The sequence below is a fragment of the Streptomyces sp. Ru72 genome, from assembly GCF_002920635.1.
Lineage (GTDB): Bacteria > Actinomycetota > Actinomycetes > Streptomycetales > Streptomycetaceae > Streptomyces.
Window position 1 is genome coordinate 1 of record NZ_PQSR01000091.1, and the last position, 14,330, is coordinate 14,330.

At 71.0% G+C, this 14,330-nt stretch carries 17 protein-coding genes; 11 read left to right on the plus strand and 6 right to left on the minus strand.

The features are described 5' to 3' along the window. Positions 1-284: 284 nt before the first annotated feature. On the minus strand, positions 285-1,334 hold the full coding sequence (locus tag C3488_RS30565; RefSeq protein ID WP_103844133.1) for a helix-turn-helix domain-containing protein: 1,050 nt from the start codon (positions 1,332-1,334) through the stop codon (positions 285-287). 347 nt (positions 1,335-1,681) lie between these two features. Here C3488_RS30565 and C3488_RS30570 point away from each other — a divergent pair, with 347 nt between their 5' ends. Beyond that, on the plus strand, positions 1,682-2,659 hold the full coding sequence (locus C3488_RS30570; RefSeq protein ID WP_103844134.1) for an alpha/beta hydrolase: 978 nt from the start codon (positions 1,682-1,684) through the stop codon (positions 2,657-2,659). Positions 2,660-2,674: 15 nt separating this feature from the next. Here the strand turns inward: C3488_RS30570 and C3488_RS40830 are convergent, their stop codons facing one another. Continuing rightward, positions 2,675-2,875 carry a hypothetical protein gene (locus C3488_RS40830; protein WP_181139263.1) on the minus strand — a complete coding sequence of 67 codons (201 nt, stop codon included), beginning with the start codon at positions 2,873-2,875 and terminating at the stop codon, positions 2,675-2,677. A gap of 238 nt (positions 2,876-3,113) precedes the next feature. Here C3488_RS40830 and C3488_RS30580 point away from each other — a divergent pair, with 238 nt between their 5' ends. Both C3488_RS30580 and C3488_RS30585 read left to right on the plus strand, forming a co-directional pair. Then, on the plus strand, positions 3,114-4,382 hold the full coding sequence (locus tag C3488_RS30580; RefSeq protein ID WP_103844135.1) for an MFS transporter: 1,269 nt from the start codon (positions 3,114-3,116) through the stop codon (positions 4,380-4,382). A gap of 196 nt (positions 4,383-4,578) precedes the next feature. Continuing rightward, positions 4,579-5,460, plus strand: a complete 882-nt coding sequence (locus C3488_RS30585; protein ID WP_103844136.1) for an LLM class F420-dependent oxidoreductase — start codon at positions 4,579-4,581, stop codon at positions 5,458-5,460. 227 nt (positions 5,461-5,687) lie between these two features. Here C3488_RS30585 and C3488_RS40835 read toward each other — a convergent pair whose 3' ends face one another. The 3 genes from C3488_RS40835 to C3488_RS30600 all read right to left on the minus strand — a co-directional run bounded on the left by C3488_RS40835 (position 5,688) and on the right by C3488_RS30600 (position 8,323). Beyond that, entirely contained in the window at positions 5,688-6,554 is an 867-nt protein-coding gene (locus C3488_RS40835) for a serine protease (RefSeq protein ID WP_258053770.1), read from the minus strand. Positions 6,555-6,828: 274 nt separating this feature from the next. After that, positions 6,829-7,518 carry a GAF and ANTAR domain-containing protein gene (locus C3488_RS30595; RefSeq protein ID WP_103844157.1) on the minus strand — a complete coding sequence of 230 codons (690 nt, stop codon included), beginning with the start codon at positions 7,516-7,518 and terminating at the stop codon, positions 6,829-6,831. A 442-nt stretch (positions 7,519-7,960) separates the two neighbouring features. Then, positions 7,961-8,323, minus strand: coding sequence for an STAS domain-containing protein (locus C3488_RS30600; protein ID WP_103844138.1), 363 nt, complete (start codon positions 8,321-8,323; stop codon positions 7,961-7,963). 169 nt (positions 8,324-8,492) lie between these two features. Between C3488_RS30600 and C3488_RS30605 the strand changes: the two genes are divergently transcribed. Both C3488_RS30605 and C3488_RS30610 read left to right on the plus strand, forming a co-directional pair. Further along, entirely contained in the window at positions 8,493-8,972 is a 480-nt protein-coding gene (locus C3488_RS30605; protein WP_103844139.1) for an ATP-binding protein, read from the plus strand. Positions 8,973-9,359: 387 nt separating this feature from the next. Continuing rightward, the gene (locus C3488_RS30610; protein WP_103844140.1) at positions 9,360-10,205 is read left to right on the plus strand and encodes an MBL fold metallo-hydrolase; all 846 of its coding nucleotides are present in this window, start codon (positions 9,360-9,362) and stop codon (positions 10,203-10,205) included. Between the two features lie 11 nt (positions 10,206-10,216). Here C3488_RS30610 and C3488_RS30615 read toward each other — a convergent pair whose 3' ends face one another. Further along, the gene (locus C3488_RS30615) at positions 10,217-11,035 is read right to left on the minus strand and encodes a polysaccharide deacetylase family protein (protein ID WP_103844158.1); all 819 of its coding nucleotides are present in this window, start codon (positions 11,033-11,035) and stop codon (positions 10,217-10,219) included. Between the two features lie 405 nt (positions 11,036-11,440). On the opposite strand from C3488_RS30615, the gene rpmG reads away from it, so the two are divergent. The 6 genes from rpmG (at position 11,441) to C3488_RS30645 (ending at position 14,188) form a co-directional block, all read left to right on the plus strand. Next, entirely contained in the window at positions 11,441-11,605 is a 165-nt protein-coding gene (gene rpmG / locus C3488_RS30620) for a 50S ribosomal protein L33 (RefSeq protein WP_103844141.1), read from the plus strand. 46 nt (positions 11,606-11,651) lie between these two features. Then, positions 11,652-11,912, plus strand: a complete 261-nt coding sequence (locus C3488_RS30625; protein ID WP_103844159.1) for a type B 50S ribosomal protein L31 — start codon at positions 11,652-11,654, stop codon at positions 11,910-11,912. Positions 11,913-11,954: 42 nt separating this feature from the next. After that, on the plus strand, positions 11,955-12,077 hold the full coding sequence (gene ykgO / locus C3488_RS30630) for a type B 50S ribosomal protein L36 (RefSeq protein WP_028801377.1): 123 nt from the start codon (positions 11,955-11,957) through the stop codon (positions 12,075-12,077). A gap of 513 nt (positions 12,078-12,590) precedes the next feature. Beyond that, a complete protein-coding gene (locus tag C3488_RS40255) occupies positions 12,591-12,965 on the plus strand; it encodes a hypothetical protein (protein ID WP_146067953.1) in 375 nt (124 codons plus the stop codon). Positions 12,966-13,163: 198 nt separating this feature from the next. Continuing rightward, on the plus strand, positions 13,164-13,646 hold the full coding sequence (locus C3488_RS30640) for a flavin reductase family protein (protein WP_103844143.1): 483 nt from the start codon (positions 13,164-13,166) through the stop codon (positions 13,644-13,646). 119 nt (positions 13,647-13,765) lie between these two features. Then, complete coding sequence (locus C3488_RS30645; protein ID WP_103844160.1) at positions 13,766-14,188, plus strand: Hsp20/alpha crystallin family protein; 423 nt, start codon at positions 13,766-13,768, stop codon at positions 14,186-14,188. Positions 14,189-14,330 lie beyond the last annotated feature (142 nt).

Here is a 14,330-nt window from a genome sequence, read left to right on the forward strand (position 1 = left end):
CCTGTTGCGAAAGTGGCGTCGTCGCCCGAAGGGCGGCCGCGCGGCGTCCGGTGCGTGCTCTGGGGGTACCCCTGCTCGAAGAGCTTGGGGGAGTGCCGCCCGGAAGCCCTCGTACTGGGCGTACTCGGGCTTTCGGGCGGTGCGGCGAGTAGGGGTCCCCCTGCTCGAAGAGCTTGGCGGAGCGTGCCGGGCGTCGCGCGGCAGGCGCCGCTTTCGCAACAGGCCCTAGACCGGAACCGGGGCGGACGGCCCCCGTCCGGACGGCCCTGGCCCGGGACAGCCCGTCAGGAGGCCCGCGACGACGGGGCCGGAGCGGCGACCGCTCGGTCCGGCCCGCGCTCACGAGCCGCGTCCCCACCGGCGACTGCGGTCTTGTCGGCCGCGGGCGTGCCCGCCAGACGACGCCACTGCTGCGGTGAATGCCCGTGTACGGCCTTGAAGGCACGGCTGAAGTGCGCAGCGTTGCGGAAACCCCAGCGGGCCGCCACCACGGAGATGGACGGACTCACCCGTCCGCGCCGAGCGAGCTCCCGAGCGCACTCCTCGACCCGCCGGCGCAGGATCAGCCTGCCGACGGTGACACCCTCGCCCTCGAAGAGGCGATGCAGATAGCGCACCGAGATCAGGTGCGCGCCGGCGATGCGCTCGGCCGACAGCTCAGGGTCGTCCAGATGCCGGTCGATGTACCGGCGGATGGTGGCGACCAACTGGTGGCGCCCTGACCGAGGCGTCTCCGCCTCCTCGGTCAGCTCGTCGACCAGGGCGGCCACCAACTCGGTGACGATGCCTCCGAACCCCTCTGCCACGGCGGGGGGCGTCCCTGCGGCGGACTCCTCCAGGCGCCGCAGGACGAGTGCCAGCAGCGCCGCCACTCCGCCCGTCGGTGTGAGGGCACGGGCGGTGACGGAGCGCAGGAGGGCCGCGGGGATGTGCAGGGCGTGAACGGGCACGCGGAAGAACAGCATCCGGGCGTGGTCCCGGTGCTCGACCGAGAAGGGCCGGCGCAGGTCGACGAACGCCAGTTGCCCGCTCTCCACATGGGCGCCCCGGCCGTCCTGGGCCAGGCGCACGGTCCCGTTCCGCGGGACCAGCAGGGCGACGGCCTCCGAGGGGTCCTGGGCGATCGAGCGCGGCCCACGGCTGAGGCGGAGCTCCGCGGCCTCACAGGCGACCAGCCGCACATAGCCGAAGTGGTGCAGGGTCACCGATCCGCTCGCCGGGGCGTCCTGCCGGGTGTGCTCGAGGACCGGCGCGAGCCATCGCGAGACGGCGGCTCCCACATCGGTGGATGCGTCGGTCCCCGGCGAGACGGGCGTCCCGGGTAGAGCGCTCACGACGACTCCCTTCAGCCGTCCTGGAATCGGTGTGCGGTGCGCGGGAGGAGACGGCCGCCGACTCCACGCCCCGTCCTGAAGTCTCCGGGGATGACCGGGGGAGTCGGTAAGTCATATGACTGCACTTCGGTCGTGCGCGGGGAAGGAGGACCGGACGGGACCGAAGTGTGCACGCAGCGGCACGGGTGAGTGCGGTCGCCCCTCCCTCATGCTGACAACGCTGGCCTAGGGTGTGTCCCGTGTGCCGGTACAGCAGCTTCCGGCACCGAGCGCCTGCCTGCCCGGTCGTGGGTGCGGAGCCGCTCCGAGCAGGGCCCCCTGATTCGACCCCCCACGCAGGAGTTCCCGTGGAAGAAGACGTTCCGGCCTTTCGGGCGACGCCGGTTCTCGAACGACGGGCGCGTGCTTTCGTCGAGACCTACGCCTGCCCCACGGCCTCGGACTCCGACGCCGCCGCCTCCAGGGCGCGCATGGCGGCCCTGTGGAGCGGCGGTGGCCGTGACGAGCCCGACATCGAGGAGGAATGGCTCGCGCTGCCCGGTGGCGAAGGCAGCCGGATACGGGTGCGGATCCTCCGCCCCGCCGGCAGCGAGGAGCCGCTGCCGGTGGTGCTGTACCTGCACGGCCTCGGCTGGATGCTGACCGACGCGTACGCGCACCGCAACCTGGTGGCGGACCTGGTTCTCGGATCGGACGCCGCCGTGGTCGTGCCCGAGTACGACGTGCCGGCGGACGCACGGTATCCGGGTGCCGTCGAGCGGGCCCACACGGTCGCCGGGTGGATCGCACGCCATGGCGCTCAGTGCCGGCTGGACGGGACCAGGATGGCGGTCGTCGGTGTCAGCGCGGGCGCCCATCACGCGGCGGCCCTCACCCTGGTGGCCCGCAGGCGCGGCGGACCGCGCCTGCGTCACCAGGTGCTGGTCTGCCCGGTGACCGACGCGGCGATGGACACCCCGTCCTACCGCCAGTTCGCGGACGGGTACTTCCTGGGGCGCGCCGCCATGAACGGTTACTGGGAGCACTACGCGCCGGACCCGGAGACCCGGACGCAGGACATCGTCTCGCCACTGCGCACCCCCACCCACCGTCTGCGGGGCCTGCCGCCCGCGCTCGTCCTCACCGCCGAGGCCGATGTGCTGCGCGACGAGGGCGAGGCGTACGCGGCGCGGCTGAGGGAAGCGGACGTACCGGTCGTGTCGGTCCGCTATCACGGCACGGTCCACGGCTTCGTCCTGTTCGACCTGCTGCGCGGCACGCTCGCGTCCAAAGCGGCCCGTATCCAGGTGACGGACACCCTGCACGCCGCCCTGCACGCGTGCTGAGCCTGCCGCCCCGCCTCACCCGGTGTGCTGATCGGCGCGTTGTCCGGGCGTGCGGATGACGCCGGGGCCGGCGTCGAGGACCGAGTCCTCGAGCCTGACCTCGTGCCCCTCCTCGCACTGCAGGACCGCGTGCACGGCGGCACCGCATTCCTTGTGGCGTACGACCAAGAGCGACCCGGCGGACGTCGCGCGCGCGGCCGTGGACGGCATCGCCACCGGCGCGCACGAGATCGTCGCCGACGACTCAGCCGTCAGGTGCAGGCGGGTCTCGCCGGCGGCGTCGCCGCGCTCTACCCGCAGCTCGGCTGAAACACGGGGAGAGGACCGGGGCACCGGCCGGCAGACGGCGGCCGTGCGACCTTTTGTGCAATCGTGGCCGGTGCTTTGCTGCCCTACCGTTGTCCCGCTCCACCGCTCCTGCCTAGCCTCACCAGCGGACTGCGGGAGGGTCGTCATGCTGAAGACCGTCAGAGACCAGGCAGCGGGGCTCACCAAGGACCAGCGCCATGCCTTCGTCGCCGCCTATCTGGGCTGGGCGATGGATGCCTTCGACTACTTCCTGGTGGTTCTCGTCTACAGCGAGATAGCCAAGGACTTCGACGTCTCCCTCACCGACATGGCCTTCCTGACCACCGTCACCCTCGTGATGCGTCCGGTCGGTGCCGCGCTGTTCGGTATGTGGGCCGACCGTCGCGGTCGGCGCATCCCACTCATGACCGATGTCGTCTTCTACTCGGTCGTCGGTTTCGCCTGCGCCTTCGCGCCGAATTACACCGTGCTGCTCGTGCTCCGCCTGCTGTACGGCATCGGAATGGGCGGCGAGTGGGGCCTGGGCGCGGCGCTCGCCATGGAGAAGATCCCGGCGGCCCGGCGCGGTTTCTGGTCGGGCCTGCTGCAGAGCGGGTACTCCCTGGGATACCTGCTCGCCGCCGTCGCGTTCTTCGTCATCGAGCCCGCCTTCGGCTGGCGGGGACTGTTCGCCTTCAGCCTGCTGCCCGCACTGGTCGCGCTGTGGGTGCGGACCAGGGTCGAGGAGAGCGAGGTGTGGGAGAAGAGCGTCCGGCTCAACCGCACCCCCGCGTACCAGGTGTTCAAGAACCCGGCGGTGTTGCGGCGCTTCCTGTACCTGGTGGCGCTGATGACCGCGTTCAACTGGATGTCGCACGGTACCCAGGACATCTACCCGACCTTCGTCAAGAAGGGGCTGGGCCTGTCCGCGAACACCTCCATCGCCATCGCCGTGGTCTACAACATCGGCGCCATCCTCGGCGGTGTGCTGCTCGGCGCCTACTCCGAGCGACTGGGCCGCCGCCGCACGATCATGATCGCGGCGACCGGCGGCCTGCTCGTCGTGCCGTTCTTCGTGCTGTCCACCAGCGTCGGCTGGCTGATGCTGTCCTCCTTCCTGATGCAGGTGTGCGTGCAGGGAGCCTGGGGCGTCATCCCGGCGCACCTGACCGAGATGAGCCCGGACTCCATCCGGGGCTTCTACCCGGGCGTCACCTACCAACTCGGCAATTTGATCGCCGCCCTCAACCTGCCGATCCAGGAGGCTCTCGCCGGGCGCCACGGCTACCCGGCGGCGATGGCATGGACCATCCTGCCGACCTTGGCCGTGGTCATCCTGCTGAGCGCGTTGGGCAAGGAAGCCAAGGGCGTCCGGTTCGGCACCACCGGTACGCAGGCCCCGGCCGGTGCGGCGACCGACGCCGCACAGTCCTGACGCACAGCCCTGCCGCGCAGGAGCAGGCGCACACCGCGGGCGCGCGCCGCAGTCGCCGCCGGGCGCGGCGCAGAGCCGGCCATGGCGCCCGCGCACGGCCCTCCGACACGCCTGACGGCCTTGACTTCGAGAACACTCCACGATCTAGGGTCGCCAGTGTCGAGGACGTTGCGGGTGAATGTGAACGGAGACGGACATGCACGTGGGCGTGCACATCAACCGGTTCGACCACCCCGAGGGCGGCGGCGCGCTGCGCGACGAGCTGGCCGCCGCAGGCGCCGCGGCGGAGGCGGCAGGCGTGAGCTGGCTGTCGGTCATGGACCACTACTTCCAGATGGAGTTCAACGGCGGGGCCGAGGCGCCCATGCTGGAGGCCTACACCACGCTCGGATACCTGGCCGCCCGGACCTCCACGGTGCGGCTCGGCGCGCTGGTCACCGGAGTGACGTACCGTCATCCCGGGCTCCTCGCCAAGATCGCCACGACCCTCGACCTGCTGTCCGGGGGCCGGGCCACGCTGGGGATCGGGGCTGCCTGGTACGACCGCGAGCACCACGGCCTGGGCGTGCCGTACCCGCCGCTCGCGGAACGCTTCGAGCGGCTCGAGGAAACCCTGCGCATCTGCCTGCAGATGTGGGATCCGGAGAACAACGGCCCGTTCGAGGGCCGGTACTACCAGCTGGCCGAGACGCTGTGCGTGCCGCCGCCGGTGAGCTCCCCGCGCCCGGAGATCCTGGTCGGCGGCGGGGGCGAGAAGAAGACGCTGCGGCTCGTCGCCCGCTACGCGGACGCCTGCAACCTGTTCGCCACGACCCCGGAGGAGGTCGCGCACAAGCTCGAGGTGCTGCGCCGCCACTGCGACGACGCCGGCCGCGACTACGACACCGTCCGCAAGACGGTGACGTACTTGGGAGAGCCGGCCAACGCCGGCGACGTGGACGGCTTCACCAGCGACATCTCCGGCTACACCAAGCTCGGCATCGACACGGTGATCCTCGCGCCCCGTACGGGCACCACCTCGCCGTGGATGGAGACCTTCGTGGCTCCCGCCGTGCGACGGCTGGCCGAGTTGGACTGAGGCGTCGGCGAACGTCGACAGCCGTACGAACGCCCGGGCCCTGAGACCGACGGGACCCGACCGGGCGACGCACGGCACGGGTGAACCCCGGACGGAAGGGGCGGGACGGCGTGTGACCTCCCCAGGAACTCGCCGCCCCGCCACCTGCGCCTGAGCGGCTACCCCCGCCGGAGCCGTTCATTCCTCCCGCCGGGCATCAGCTTCACGCCATACGCTCGCCGCCGGGTTCAGTTGCCGCTGGACGTCGCTTCCTCGTAGAGGTTCTGGACGCTCTGGCCGAAGGCGACGCTGTAGGAGACGTCGGGGGTGTCGCCGCCCTGCTCGTAGCCGCCGATGACTCCCATGACCGTGCCCGGGTTGTCGCCGGTGACCCACGGGCTGCCGCTGGTGCCGCCGGTCATGCCGGTGCAGTGGATCTCGTTCTGCGTGCTGCTGAACGAGGAGATCTGGTTGGTGCAGGTCACCGGGTCCTGTGACGTCGCCGGGTAGCCGGTGAGGGTGACACGACCGCCCGTACCCTCGTCGATGCCGAGGGTGTAGCCACCGACCACCGACTGGACGGTGCGCCCGTCGAGTGGTGCGACCACGGCGAACGCCACATCGTCGTCCGGGCTGGAGTCGTCGGTCCACCCGGCGTCGACGACGATGCGCTCCAGATGCCACACGCCGTACGGAGCCACTCCGTCGTGGTACCCCGGGACGAAGACGTCCGACGTGGAGCCGAGGCAGTGCGCGGCGGTCACGATCAGGTCCTCGCCGGGGCTGTTCACCACGCTCGCCGTGCAGTGATGCGACCCGCTCACACCGCTGCCGTCGAACAACGCGCCGACCTGCGAGGGCAGTTGGGGAACCGGAACCGTGCGTGAGACACCCGGTGGAGGCGCCTGGTGAGCGGGGGAGGCGGTGGCGTGTGGCGAGGACCGAGCGGGGGCGGCGGAGGGGGCCGGCGAGGCGGTGGCCTTCCGAACGGCGGGGGACGGCGGCTGGTGCCCCCCGCCGCTGGAACGGCGCGGTGAGGTCGCGGTCTTCTCGGCGTTCGCGGCGTTCAGGCCGAAGATCTTGCCGGCGGCCGTGGCACCGCTGGTGCACGCCACGAGGCATGCGACGACACACCCCAGAATCAGCGCCGGTCTGCGACACCGGGCGCGTCCCGTTCGTTGCCCGCCGCCGTCTGCCGCCCCCTGCATCGTCATGCGCTCGTCCTCGCTTCCCTGGCCGTCCGCCCCCCTGGTACCCCCACTTGCCGCACATGTGCATGAGAATCGGGTCACCCTGTGATGTCCGGATGGGAGACGGATGGGAATCGGATGAACTCGGCGGTGAGGTCGCCGCTCTCCTCCCCGCACCGGGGAGCCCGGTCGGTCCGGCTCAGGCGAGAGCGCCCTTCTCGCAGATCCGCCGGGCGACCTCACGCACTTTGATGTTCTTCTCCTGCGAGTAGCGGCGGAGCACGTCGAACGCCTGGTCCTCGGTGAGGTGGTGGCTGCCCATGAGGATGCCCATGGCCTCGCCGATCGTGTGGCGCGTGGCGATGGCCTGCTCCAGCTGTGCGTGGGTGCGGGCGCTGGAGAAGGCGACCGCGGCGTGGGAGGCCAGCAGCCATCCGGCGGTCTCGCTGGCCTCGGTGAACGCGCCCGGCCGGCGGGAGTAGAAGTCCAGTGCGCCGAGGTCCTCGTCCTCGGTGAACAGCAGGAAACCCATCATGCTGCCGACCCCCAGCTCCCGCGCCTGTGGGGCGTAGGCGGGCCAGCGTGCGTGCTCCTTGGTGACGTCGGCGATGCGGAAGACCCTCTCCCCTTCGCGGGTGCGCGCGGCGTCGAAGCAGGGGCCCTCCTCGAGGCGTTCCTGAAGCCGGTCGCTTTGGACGACCAGGTCGCCGGTGGGGGCCAGCGACTGCACTCGCTTGCCGTGCAGGAGCAGGATGCCGGCCGCGTCGCATCCCGCGACCAGCTCGATGGCCGAGGCGGTGATCCGCCCCAGGGTGGCATCGACCGAGTCCTGAGCGAGCAGGTCGCGCGCCATGGAGGCCATCTGCTGCGCGAACATACGCCAGTCCATACCGCCCTCCACGCTGTCGATGACTTCGCCGGCCCGTCGGCGGCCGCAGACCCGGTCGGACACCGCAGGGGCGGGCCTCGGCTCCCGCAGTGCCCGCATCACGCCGTCCTCCCGCCACCCTAGAGCGTCGACCTGGGAGATCGCCGTCTCCCGGGTGCGTCCCCGGTTCGCGTCGCACCGGGCAGCCGGGGGCTCTCCAGGTCCGCGTCGGTGGTGATCCCCACCGGTGGCCGCCACCGGTGACCGCACACGCCTGAACCATCGGCGATGTCCGGGAAAGGGGACCGGCCGCGGTCGGGGAGGCGGCCGCGCTGCTCGGCGTGGTCCCTGTCGGTGCCGTCAGCTCGTGCCGTCAGCTCGTGCCGTCAGCTCGTGCCGTCGGCTCGCCCGTCCGAGGCGATCGGCACCGGAGGGCGACACCGACCGGGTGGGTGGGCGCCGGTCACGCGTCCAAGGCGGCGCGGAGGGTGGGGTGGAAGTCGATGAGGGAGTCGAGGCCGACCAGCTGCAGGACGCGCAGGACCGGCTGCTGAACGCCGGCCAGGCGCAGCCAGCCGCCACCGCTGTGGGCCTGCTGGGCGGCGATGAGGACGGTGATCCCACCGGAGTCCAGGAAGGTGACGCCACTGAAGTCCGCGACCGTCCGCGGCACGGCGGTGCCGGAGGGAGGCGTCAGGGCCTGGCGGAGAGAGCCGACGGTGTTGTGGTCGATCTCGCCCCGCACGGTGATCACGGTCACGCCGTCGACGAGGGCGCTGGTGATCGACAGGCGGTTCGGTTCTGCCAGTTCGTCGGTGTCTGTCACACGTCCCTCAACAACGCTCGGTGATCCTCAGCCCAGTGCTTCCCGGAGATGCTGCCCCAAGATGCTACGGGGGATGCTCTGGAACTCCTGCCACTTGGGCGCGGCAGGTCTGCACGGCGCGGGAGTGGGTATACGCGGCCGTGTGAACGGGGTAGCGAAGGTGATGCGGATGGAACCAGATGTCCTCGGGGAGGACCGGATAGCACCAGAGCGTGGGAATGTGCACATCACGGCCGCCTTGGAGGGCGATGGCGCCTGCATCGCCGAGGCCCGTCATCTCGCGGCTGAGTTCCTCACCCGGGCGGAGGCCGTCCACGGGGTGCCGGTGTCGGACCGCACGGTGGACCTGACGCAACTGGTGGTCAGCGAGCTGGTCACCAATGCGCGCAAGTACGCGCCCGGTCCCGTGCTGCTGGAGGTGCGGATCGCCGAGGGCGCGGTCGAGGTGGAGGTCTGGGACAGCGATCCGGTGCTGCCGGTGGCCCGGGCGGCCGACCCTGGCCGGGTGGGCCAGCACGGCTTGGAGATCGTGATGGCCGTCGTGCAGGGGTTCGAGGCACGACGCGAACCGGTCGGCAAGCGCATCACCGCCAGGATCGCCCTGCCGGATCAGCCGGTCGTCGACGTCATCGGACGTCGCGCCCGGTAAGCCTGATCACCGGCCCCACCTCCTCCAGGTCGGTCCCTCGGCCGGAGGGCGGCCGCCGGAGTCACCGGCCCAGGATCCGGCGGCCACCGGCTGCCAGTGGCCGCTTATGTACGCCCGCGGCTTGACACACCCCGTGGCCGTTACGGGGATCGCGCCGACCACGGAGCCGACCGCGCGGAACACCCGGCCCGCAGAACCGGCGGCACGCGGGCAGCCCGAGCCCGGCGCACGCGGGCAGCCCTTCCCACGAGCCCGGCGGCACGCCGCACGTTGTCGGACGCCGGGGGAGGGGTACTCGCCACGAACCGGCGACGGGAGGCGGGGGAGGACCACAGGCGGCGATACGGGAGACGGAACCGCTCCGCGATTCCGTCGGACGGGGCGGTCATGACCAAGGCCACTGACGACACGGTCGAGATCCACTTCATCGGCAACGCGACTGTCCTGCTCCGCTACGGGGAGCTGACCCTCCTGACGGACCCCAATTTCCTGCACCGCGGCGAGTACGCCTACCTCGGGTACGGGCTGGTGAGCCGCCGCCTGACCGAACCGGCCCTCGACGCCGCCGCATTGCCGCGCCTGGATGCCGTGGTCCTCTCCCACCTCCACGGCGACCACTGGGATCGCAGGGCCCGACGGCACCTCGACCGTTCCCTGCCCGTCGTCACCACCCCCCACGCCGCGCGCCGCCTCAGGACCGCGCACGGGTTCCGCCGGGCGGGAGGGCTGCGGACCTGGCAGAGCTGTACGCTCCGGCGCGGTGACGACCAGGTGCGCATCACCGCCCTGCCCGGACGGCACGCCGGCCACCCGGTGCTGCGCCGACTGCTTCCGCCGGTGATGGGCAGCATGCTCGAGTTCGGTCCTCCCCGCGGCCCTGTCCGGATGCGGCTGTACGTATCGGGGGACACGCTCCTGTTCGACGGGCTCGACGCCATCGCCCAGCGCTTCCCGGCGGCCGATCTCGCCGTGCTGCACTTGGGCGGCACCCTCCTGCCGGGTGGCTTCGTGGTGACCATGGACGGCGCGCAGGGAGCCGAACTGGCCCGGCGTCTCCAGCCCCGCCTGCTCCTGCCCGTCCACTACGGCGACTACACGGTGATGCGCTCGCCGCTCGCGGACTTTCTCGCCGCGATCGCCCGGGCGGGGCTGGGCGATCGGCTCGTCCGCTGCCGTCATGGACAGCGAGCGCGAGTGAGTGCGGCGAAGGACGAGGCTCCTGCCGTCTTCTGACGCGGCGCGCTTCAGCGGTCGGCCGGTGGCTGGATGTAGTCCTCCAGGCGCGCCACGGCGAATCCCTGCTCCTGAATGCGCTTGAGGAGATTGCCGAACATGTCCGTCATACTGGCGCCCTTGAGCTCCTTCGGACCGCGGAAGTGGGCGAGGATGATGTCCCCGGGGCGCAGCTTCTTGTCCGGCTCCTGGTACTGCATGTTCTTGATCTGCATGGACTCCCGCCACCAGACGATCGCCCGCGGCCCGCACTCACCCACCGCGATCCGGGTGTTGAGGTTGTAGGCGCCGTAGGGTGGGCGGAACAGCAGGGGCGCGGTGTCGTACTGCTGGGTGAGGATCTTCTGGTTGCCGCAGACTTCTTCCTTCTGCCGGGCCGTCGGAAGGGTGCTCATCACCGGGTGGTGCAGGGTGTGGTTCTGTATGTGATCACCCATCGCCTGCAGCGGTTTGAAGTACGCGTAGTCCGACTTTATGGCGTCGTTCGTCAGGAACATCGTGATCGGCACCTTCAGGTCCCGCATCATCTGTATGAACCTGGGGTCCTTCTCCTGCCCGTCGTCGACGGTGATGAAGACGACCTTCTGCGAGGTCGGTATGTGCGTGAGGACCGGGACTGTTCCGGTGGCGGAGAGTTTCACGGGTCTGTCGGCCGGAGGCCCGGGAGTCGCGGGCAGCGGCGTCAGGCCCCACTTGTGCCAGGCGTCGGCGGCGACGCGCGGCGCGGTGCTTGCGCTGCCGCCGGTGGGGGCGGGCCGTGGCGAAGTGGGGGCCGCTCCGAGCCCCCTCGCATCGCCCGCGCCGCAGCCGCCGACGGTCAGGGCCGCCATGACCGCACCCGCCAGAGTCCCGTGGAACCCGCCCCGCCCGCCGCGCCGCTTCACCGCGCCTGTCCCCCACAACTGCCGTGCCGTCACTCCCCGTCGCTGTGTATGAGTACCTGGTGGAACGAGAGGTTCCTTCAACGCCGGAGTTCGTGCGGAGATCGGCGGCGGCCGTTGGCCCGGCCTCGGGCACCCTCTTCGGCTGCGGCGGCGCGACAACAGGCAGTCGACCGTCCCGTTCATCGGCGTTTCCGCAGGTCAGGGGAATGACGACGACGTGGGCAGCTCCGAGGCGGACAGGAGCGCGGGCTGTGGGCGGCGGCGGGAATGCGTGAGCGGGCCGGCTTGTTGCAGGAGGCAGCTGACATGCCCGGGCCAAACGTCCGGGGGTGTGGGCGAAAGGAGAACCTCATGGCACGCACCAGTGCGCGTCCGGTCGTCAGGCTGAAGTCGACAGCCGGGACCGGTGTCACCTACGTGACGCGCAAGAACCGTCTCAACGACCCCGACCGGCTCGTCCTGCGCAAGTACGACCCGGTGGTCGGCCGGCACGTCGACTTCCGCGAGGAACGCTGAACCACGCCTCCGCCCCTGGGCGGTGGACCACGAGGAGGTACACCCCATGAGGCCTGACATTCACCCCGACTCCCGCCCGGTCGTCTTCCGCGACCGCGCCGGGAACACCTCGTTCCTCATCCGCTCGACCGCGCACTCGTCCCGGACGATCGAATGGGAGGACGGCCGCGTCTACCCGCTGATCGACGTGGAGATCTCGTCGGCCAGTCACCCGTTCTACACCGGCACCTCGAGGGTCGTGGACACCGCGGGCCGCGTCGAGCGCTTCGAGCGCCGCTACGGCCGCGCGGCGGCGGCCCGTCGCTGACCGCAGCGCGGTTCCGGTCCCGAGCAGAAGGAGAGACCCGTCATGAAGGTGCGCAAGTCCCTGCGCTCGCTGAAGTCCAAGCCGGGCGCCCAGGTGGTCCGCCGGCGCGGCGTGACCTTCGTCATCAACAAGAAGGACCCGCGCTTCAAGGCCCGCCAGGGCTGACACGCCGCCGAGGAGCACACGATCGGCCCGGCCCGCACCACGCGGGCCGGGCCGATGCGCGTTCCGGGGCTTCGCCCGGCCGGGCGCCGACGGGCCTGCCGCGCCGACGGGATCACTCCGCGCCTTCCCCACCACCGTCCCAAGTGCCCGGGTGGTCCACGGGCTCCGCGCGTCCCCTGAATGCAGGTCCTTGGCCCGTTACGGAACGGAATGGGCTGATGGGGGGAGCGGCGCGGCAAGCCGGTCCGGAGTGTCTCGCGCGGTCGCTTGCCTCTCCGCTGGCCAGAGCGTGGTGAGAGCGCGGGTGGAGCCGCGACCCGGATTCCCGCCGGGTGATTGGCACGTACAAGGGAGTGTTACGGATATGTCGGCATTTTGTAACGCGAACGGTGTGGTTGATCCAGCGGCGAGGAAGGCCCCCAGAGTGGGCGGCCTCGGCACCGAGCCGGGATCTCGGATGCACATCGGCCCCGACCGGGGTGGGTGTGCGCGAACGCCAGAAGGGACAGCTCCATGTCTGTTTCTCGTACCGCTCTTCGGCTGATCGCCGCGTGTGTGGCATCGGGCGCTCTCGTGGGGGCGGCCGCACTGCCCGCCTTCGCCGACGGAGGCAGTCGCATCCGTGAGCAGGGGAGGATCCACGCCCTGAGCGACCGCCCCGACACCGCTCGTGACCACGGCCACGACCGCGACCGCGGCTACGGACACCGCCACGGCCACGACCGCGATCACTTCCGTGGCTGGGACCGGGACTGGGGTCGTCACCACGGCTGGTACGGCGACCGTCACCACGACCGTCATGTGGCCGACTGGCTTCGCGGCCGGGGCCGGCACCACGGCTGGTACGGCGAGCACCGGCATCACGGTCACCACGCCCACCGCCGCTAGGACGTGACAGCGCCTGGGTCCGCGGGGTCGTGGACGACTCGCTCATCGACAGCCGGTGGGGCGGGCCCAGGCGGGGACCGCGACCGAGATCCGCCTGTGAGACGAGGGAGAAGAAGGGCACCCGGGCGGTGACCTTGTGCGGGCGGCGCGCGGTGGGCGGCAGGTGTCGGTCGGGGGCGGTGACGGGAGTGATGGGACATGGCGGACGTCGACGCGTTCATGAGTCGGCTGAACCCCGAGATGTGCGTCGTCACGGCCGCGGCGGGCGAGGAGCGGTCGGGGTGTCTGGTCGGCTTCTCCTCGCAGTGCTCCATCCGGCCGGTCCGGTTCGTGGTGTGGCTGTCCAAGGCCAACCACACCTATGGGGTGGCCCGCGACGCGGAATGCCTCGCCGTCCATCTGCTGACCCGCGACCAGCACGGGCTGGCGGCTCTGTTCGGCGGGGAGACGGGCGACGAGGTCGACAAGTTCTCGCAGGTGCGCTGGACGCGGGGGCATGGCGGGGCGGTCGTCCTGGAGGATGCCGCGGCCTGGTTCGTCGGCACCGTCGAGCGAAGCGTCGACGGGGGCGATCACGTCGGTTTCGTCCTCACACCAGTGCGGTACGGCCGACGGGCCGACGGCCCCTTGCTTCGGCTCGGCGACGCCCTCGACATCAGTCCCGGTCACCCGGTGGACTGACCGGCCCGGCTGTTCCGCCGACGAAAAAGTTGAGCCGACAGGTGTCAACTTCTCGGTGGGTGCGGTATATGGGAAGTGGAGAAGGAGAAACAGCAGGTAGGTACGGAGGAGGGATGCAGATGCTGATGCGGACGGATCCCTTCCGCGAGTTTGACCGGCTCGCCGAACGGGTCTTGGGCACGGCCGCCCGCCCTGCCGGTATGCCGATGGACGCCTGGCGCGAGGGTGACACCTTCTGTGTGGAACTGGATCTGCCGGGCGTGACGCCGGAATCGATCGACCTCGATGTCGAGCGCAACGTCCTGACCGTGAAGGCCGAGCGCAAACCGGCGTACGGTGAGGACAGTCAAACCGTGATCACCGAGCGGCCTGCGGGGACGTTCAGCCGGCAGCTGTTCCTCGGCGAGACCCTGGACACCGAGCGGATCGACGCCTCCTACGAGGCGGGTGTCCTGAAGCTGCGGATCCCGGTCGCCGACCAGGCCAGGCCCCGGAAGATCGCTGTCAGCGGCGGCGGTGAACGCAAGGAGCTCAAGAGCTGATCCGAGGGCGAACCTCCCTTCGCCGGTCACAGCGGCAGGGCCCGGGCGGCGAGCCCGGGCCCTGCCGTCATGCTCGACGCTCGCACTGCACCCGCCGAGGCGGCCGGCGCGCCGGCTTCGGTACCTCGGTGGTGGCGTCAGG

Excerpts from the sequence above, each read along its gene's own strand:
- C3488_RS30610 (WP_103844140.1), top strand. The coding sequence starts at position 9,360 with ATGACCAAGGCCACTGACGACACGGTCGAGATCCACTTCATCGGCAAC.
- C3488_RS30640 (WP_103844143.1), top strand. The coding sequence starts at position 13,164 with ATGGCGGACGTCGACGCGTTCATGAGTCGGCTGAACCCCGAGATGTGC.
- C3488_RS30645 (WP_103844160.1), top strand. The coding sequence starts at position 13,766 with ATGCTGATGCGGACGGATCCCTTCCGCGAGTTTGACCGGCTCGCCGAA.
- C3488_RS30595 (WP_103844157.1), bottom strand. The coding sequence starts at position 7,518 with ATGGACTGGCGTATGTTCGCGCAGCAGATGGCCTCCATGGCGCGCGAC.
- C3488_RS30580 (WP_103844135.1), top strand. The coding sequence starts at position 3,114 with ATGCTGAAGACCGTCAGAGACCAGGCAGCGGGGCTCACCAAGGACCAG.
- C3488_RS30585 (WP_103844136.1), top strand. The coding sequence starts at position 4,579 with ATGCACGTGGGCGTGCACATCAACCGGTTCGACCACCCCGAGGGCGGC.
- ykgO (WP_028801377.1), top strand. The coding sequence starts at position 11,955 with ATGAAGGTGCGCAAGTCCCTGCGCTCGCTGAAGTCCAAGCCGGGCGCC.
- C3488_RS40255 (WP_146067953.1), top strand. The coding sequence starts at position 12,591 with ATGTCTGTTTCTCGTACCGCTCTTCGGCTGATCGCCGCGTGTGTGGCA.
- C3488_RS30605 (WP_103844139.1), top strand. The coding sequence starts at position 8,493 with ATGGAACCAGATGTCCTCGGGGAGGACCGGATAGCACCAGAGCGTGGG.
- rpmG (WP_103844141.1), top strand. The coding sequence starts at position 11,441 with ATGGCACGCACCAGTGCGCGTCCGGTCGTCAGGCTGAAGTCGACAGCC.
- C3488_RS30615 (WP_103844158.1), bottom strand. The coding sequence starts at position 11,035 with ATGGCGGCCCTGACCGTCGGCGGCTGCGGCGCGGGCGATGCGAGGGGG.
- C3488_RS30625 (WP_103844159.1), top strand. The coding sequence starts at position 11,652 with ATGAGGCCTGACATTCACCCCGACTCCCGCCCGGTCGTCTTCCGCGAC.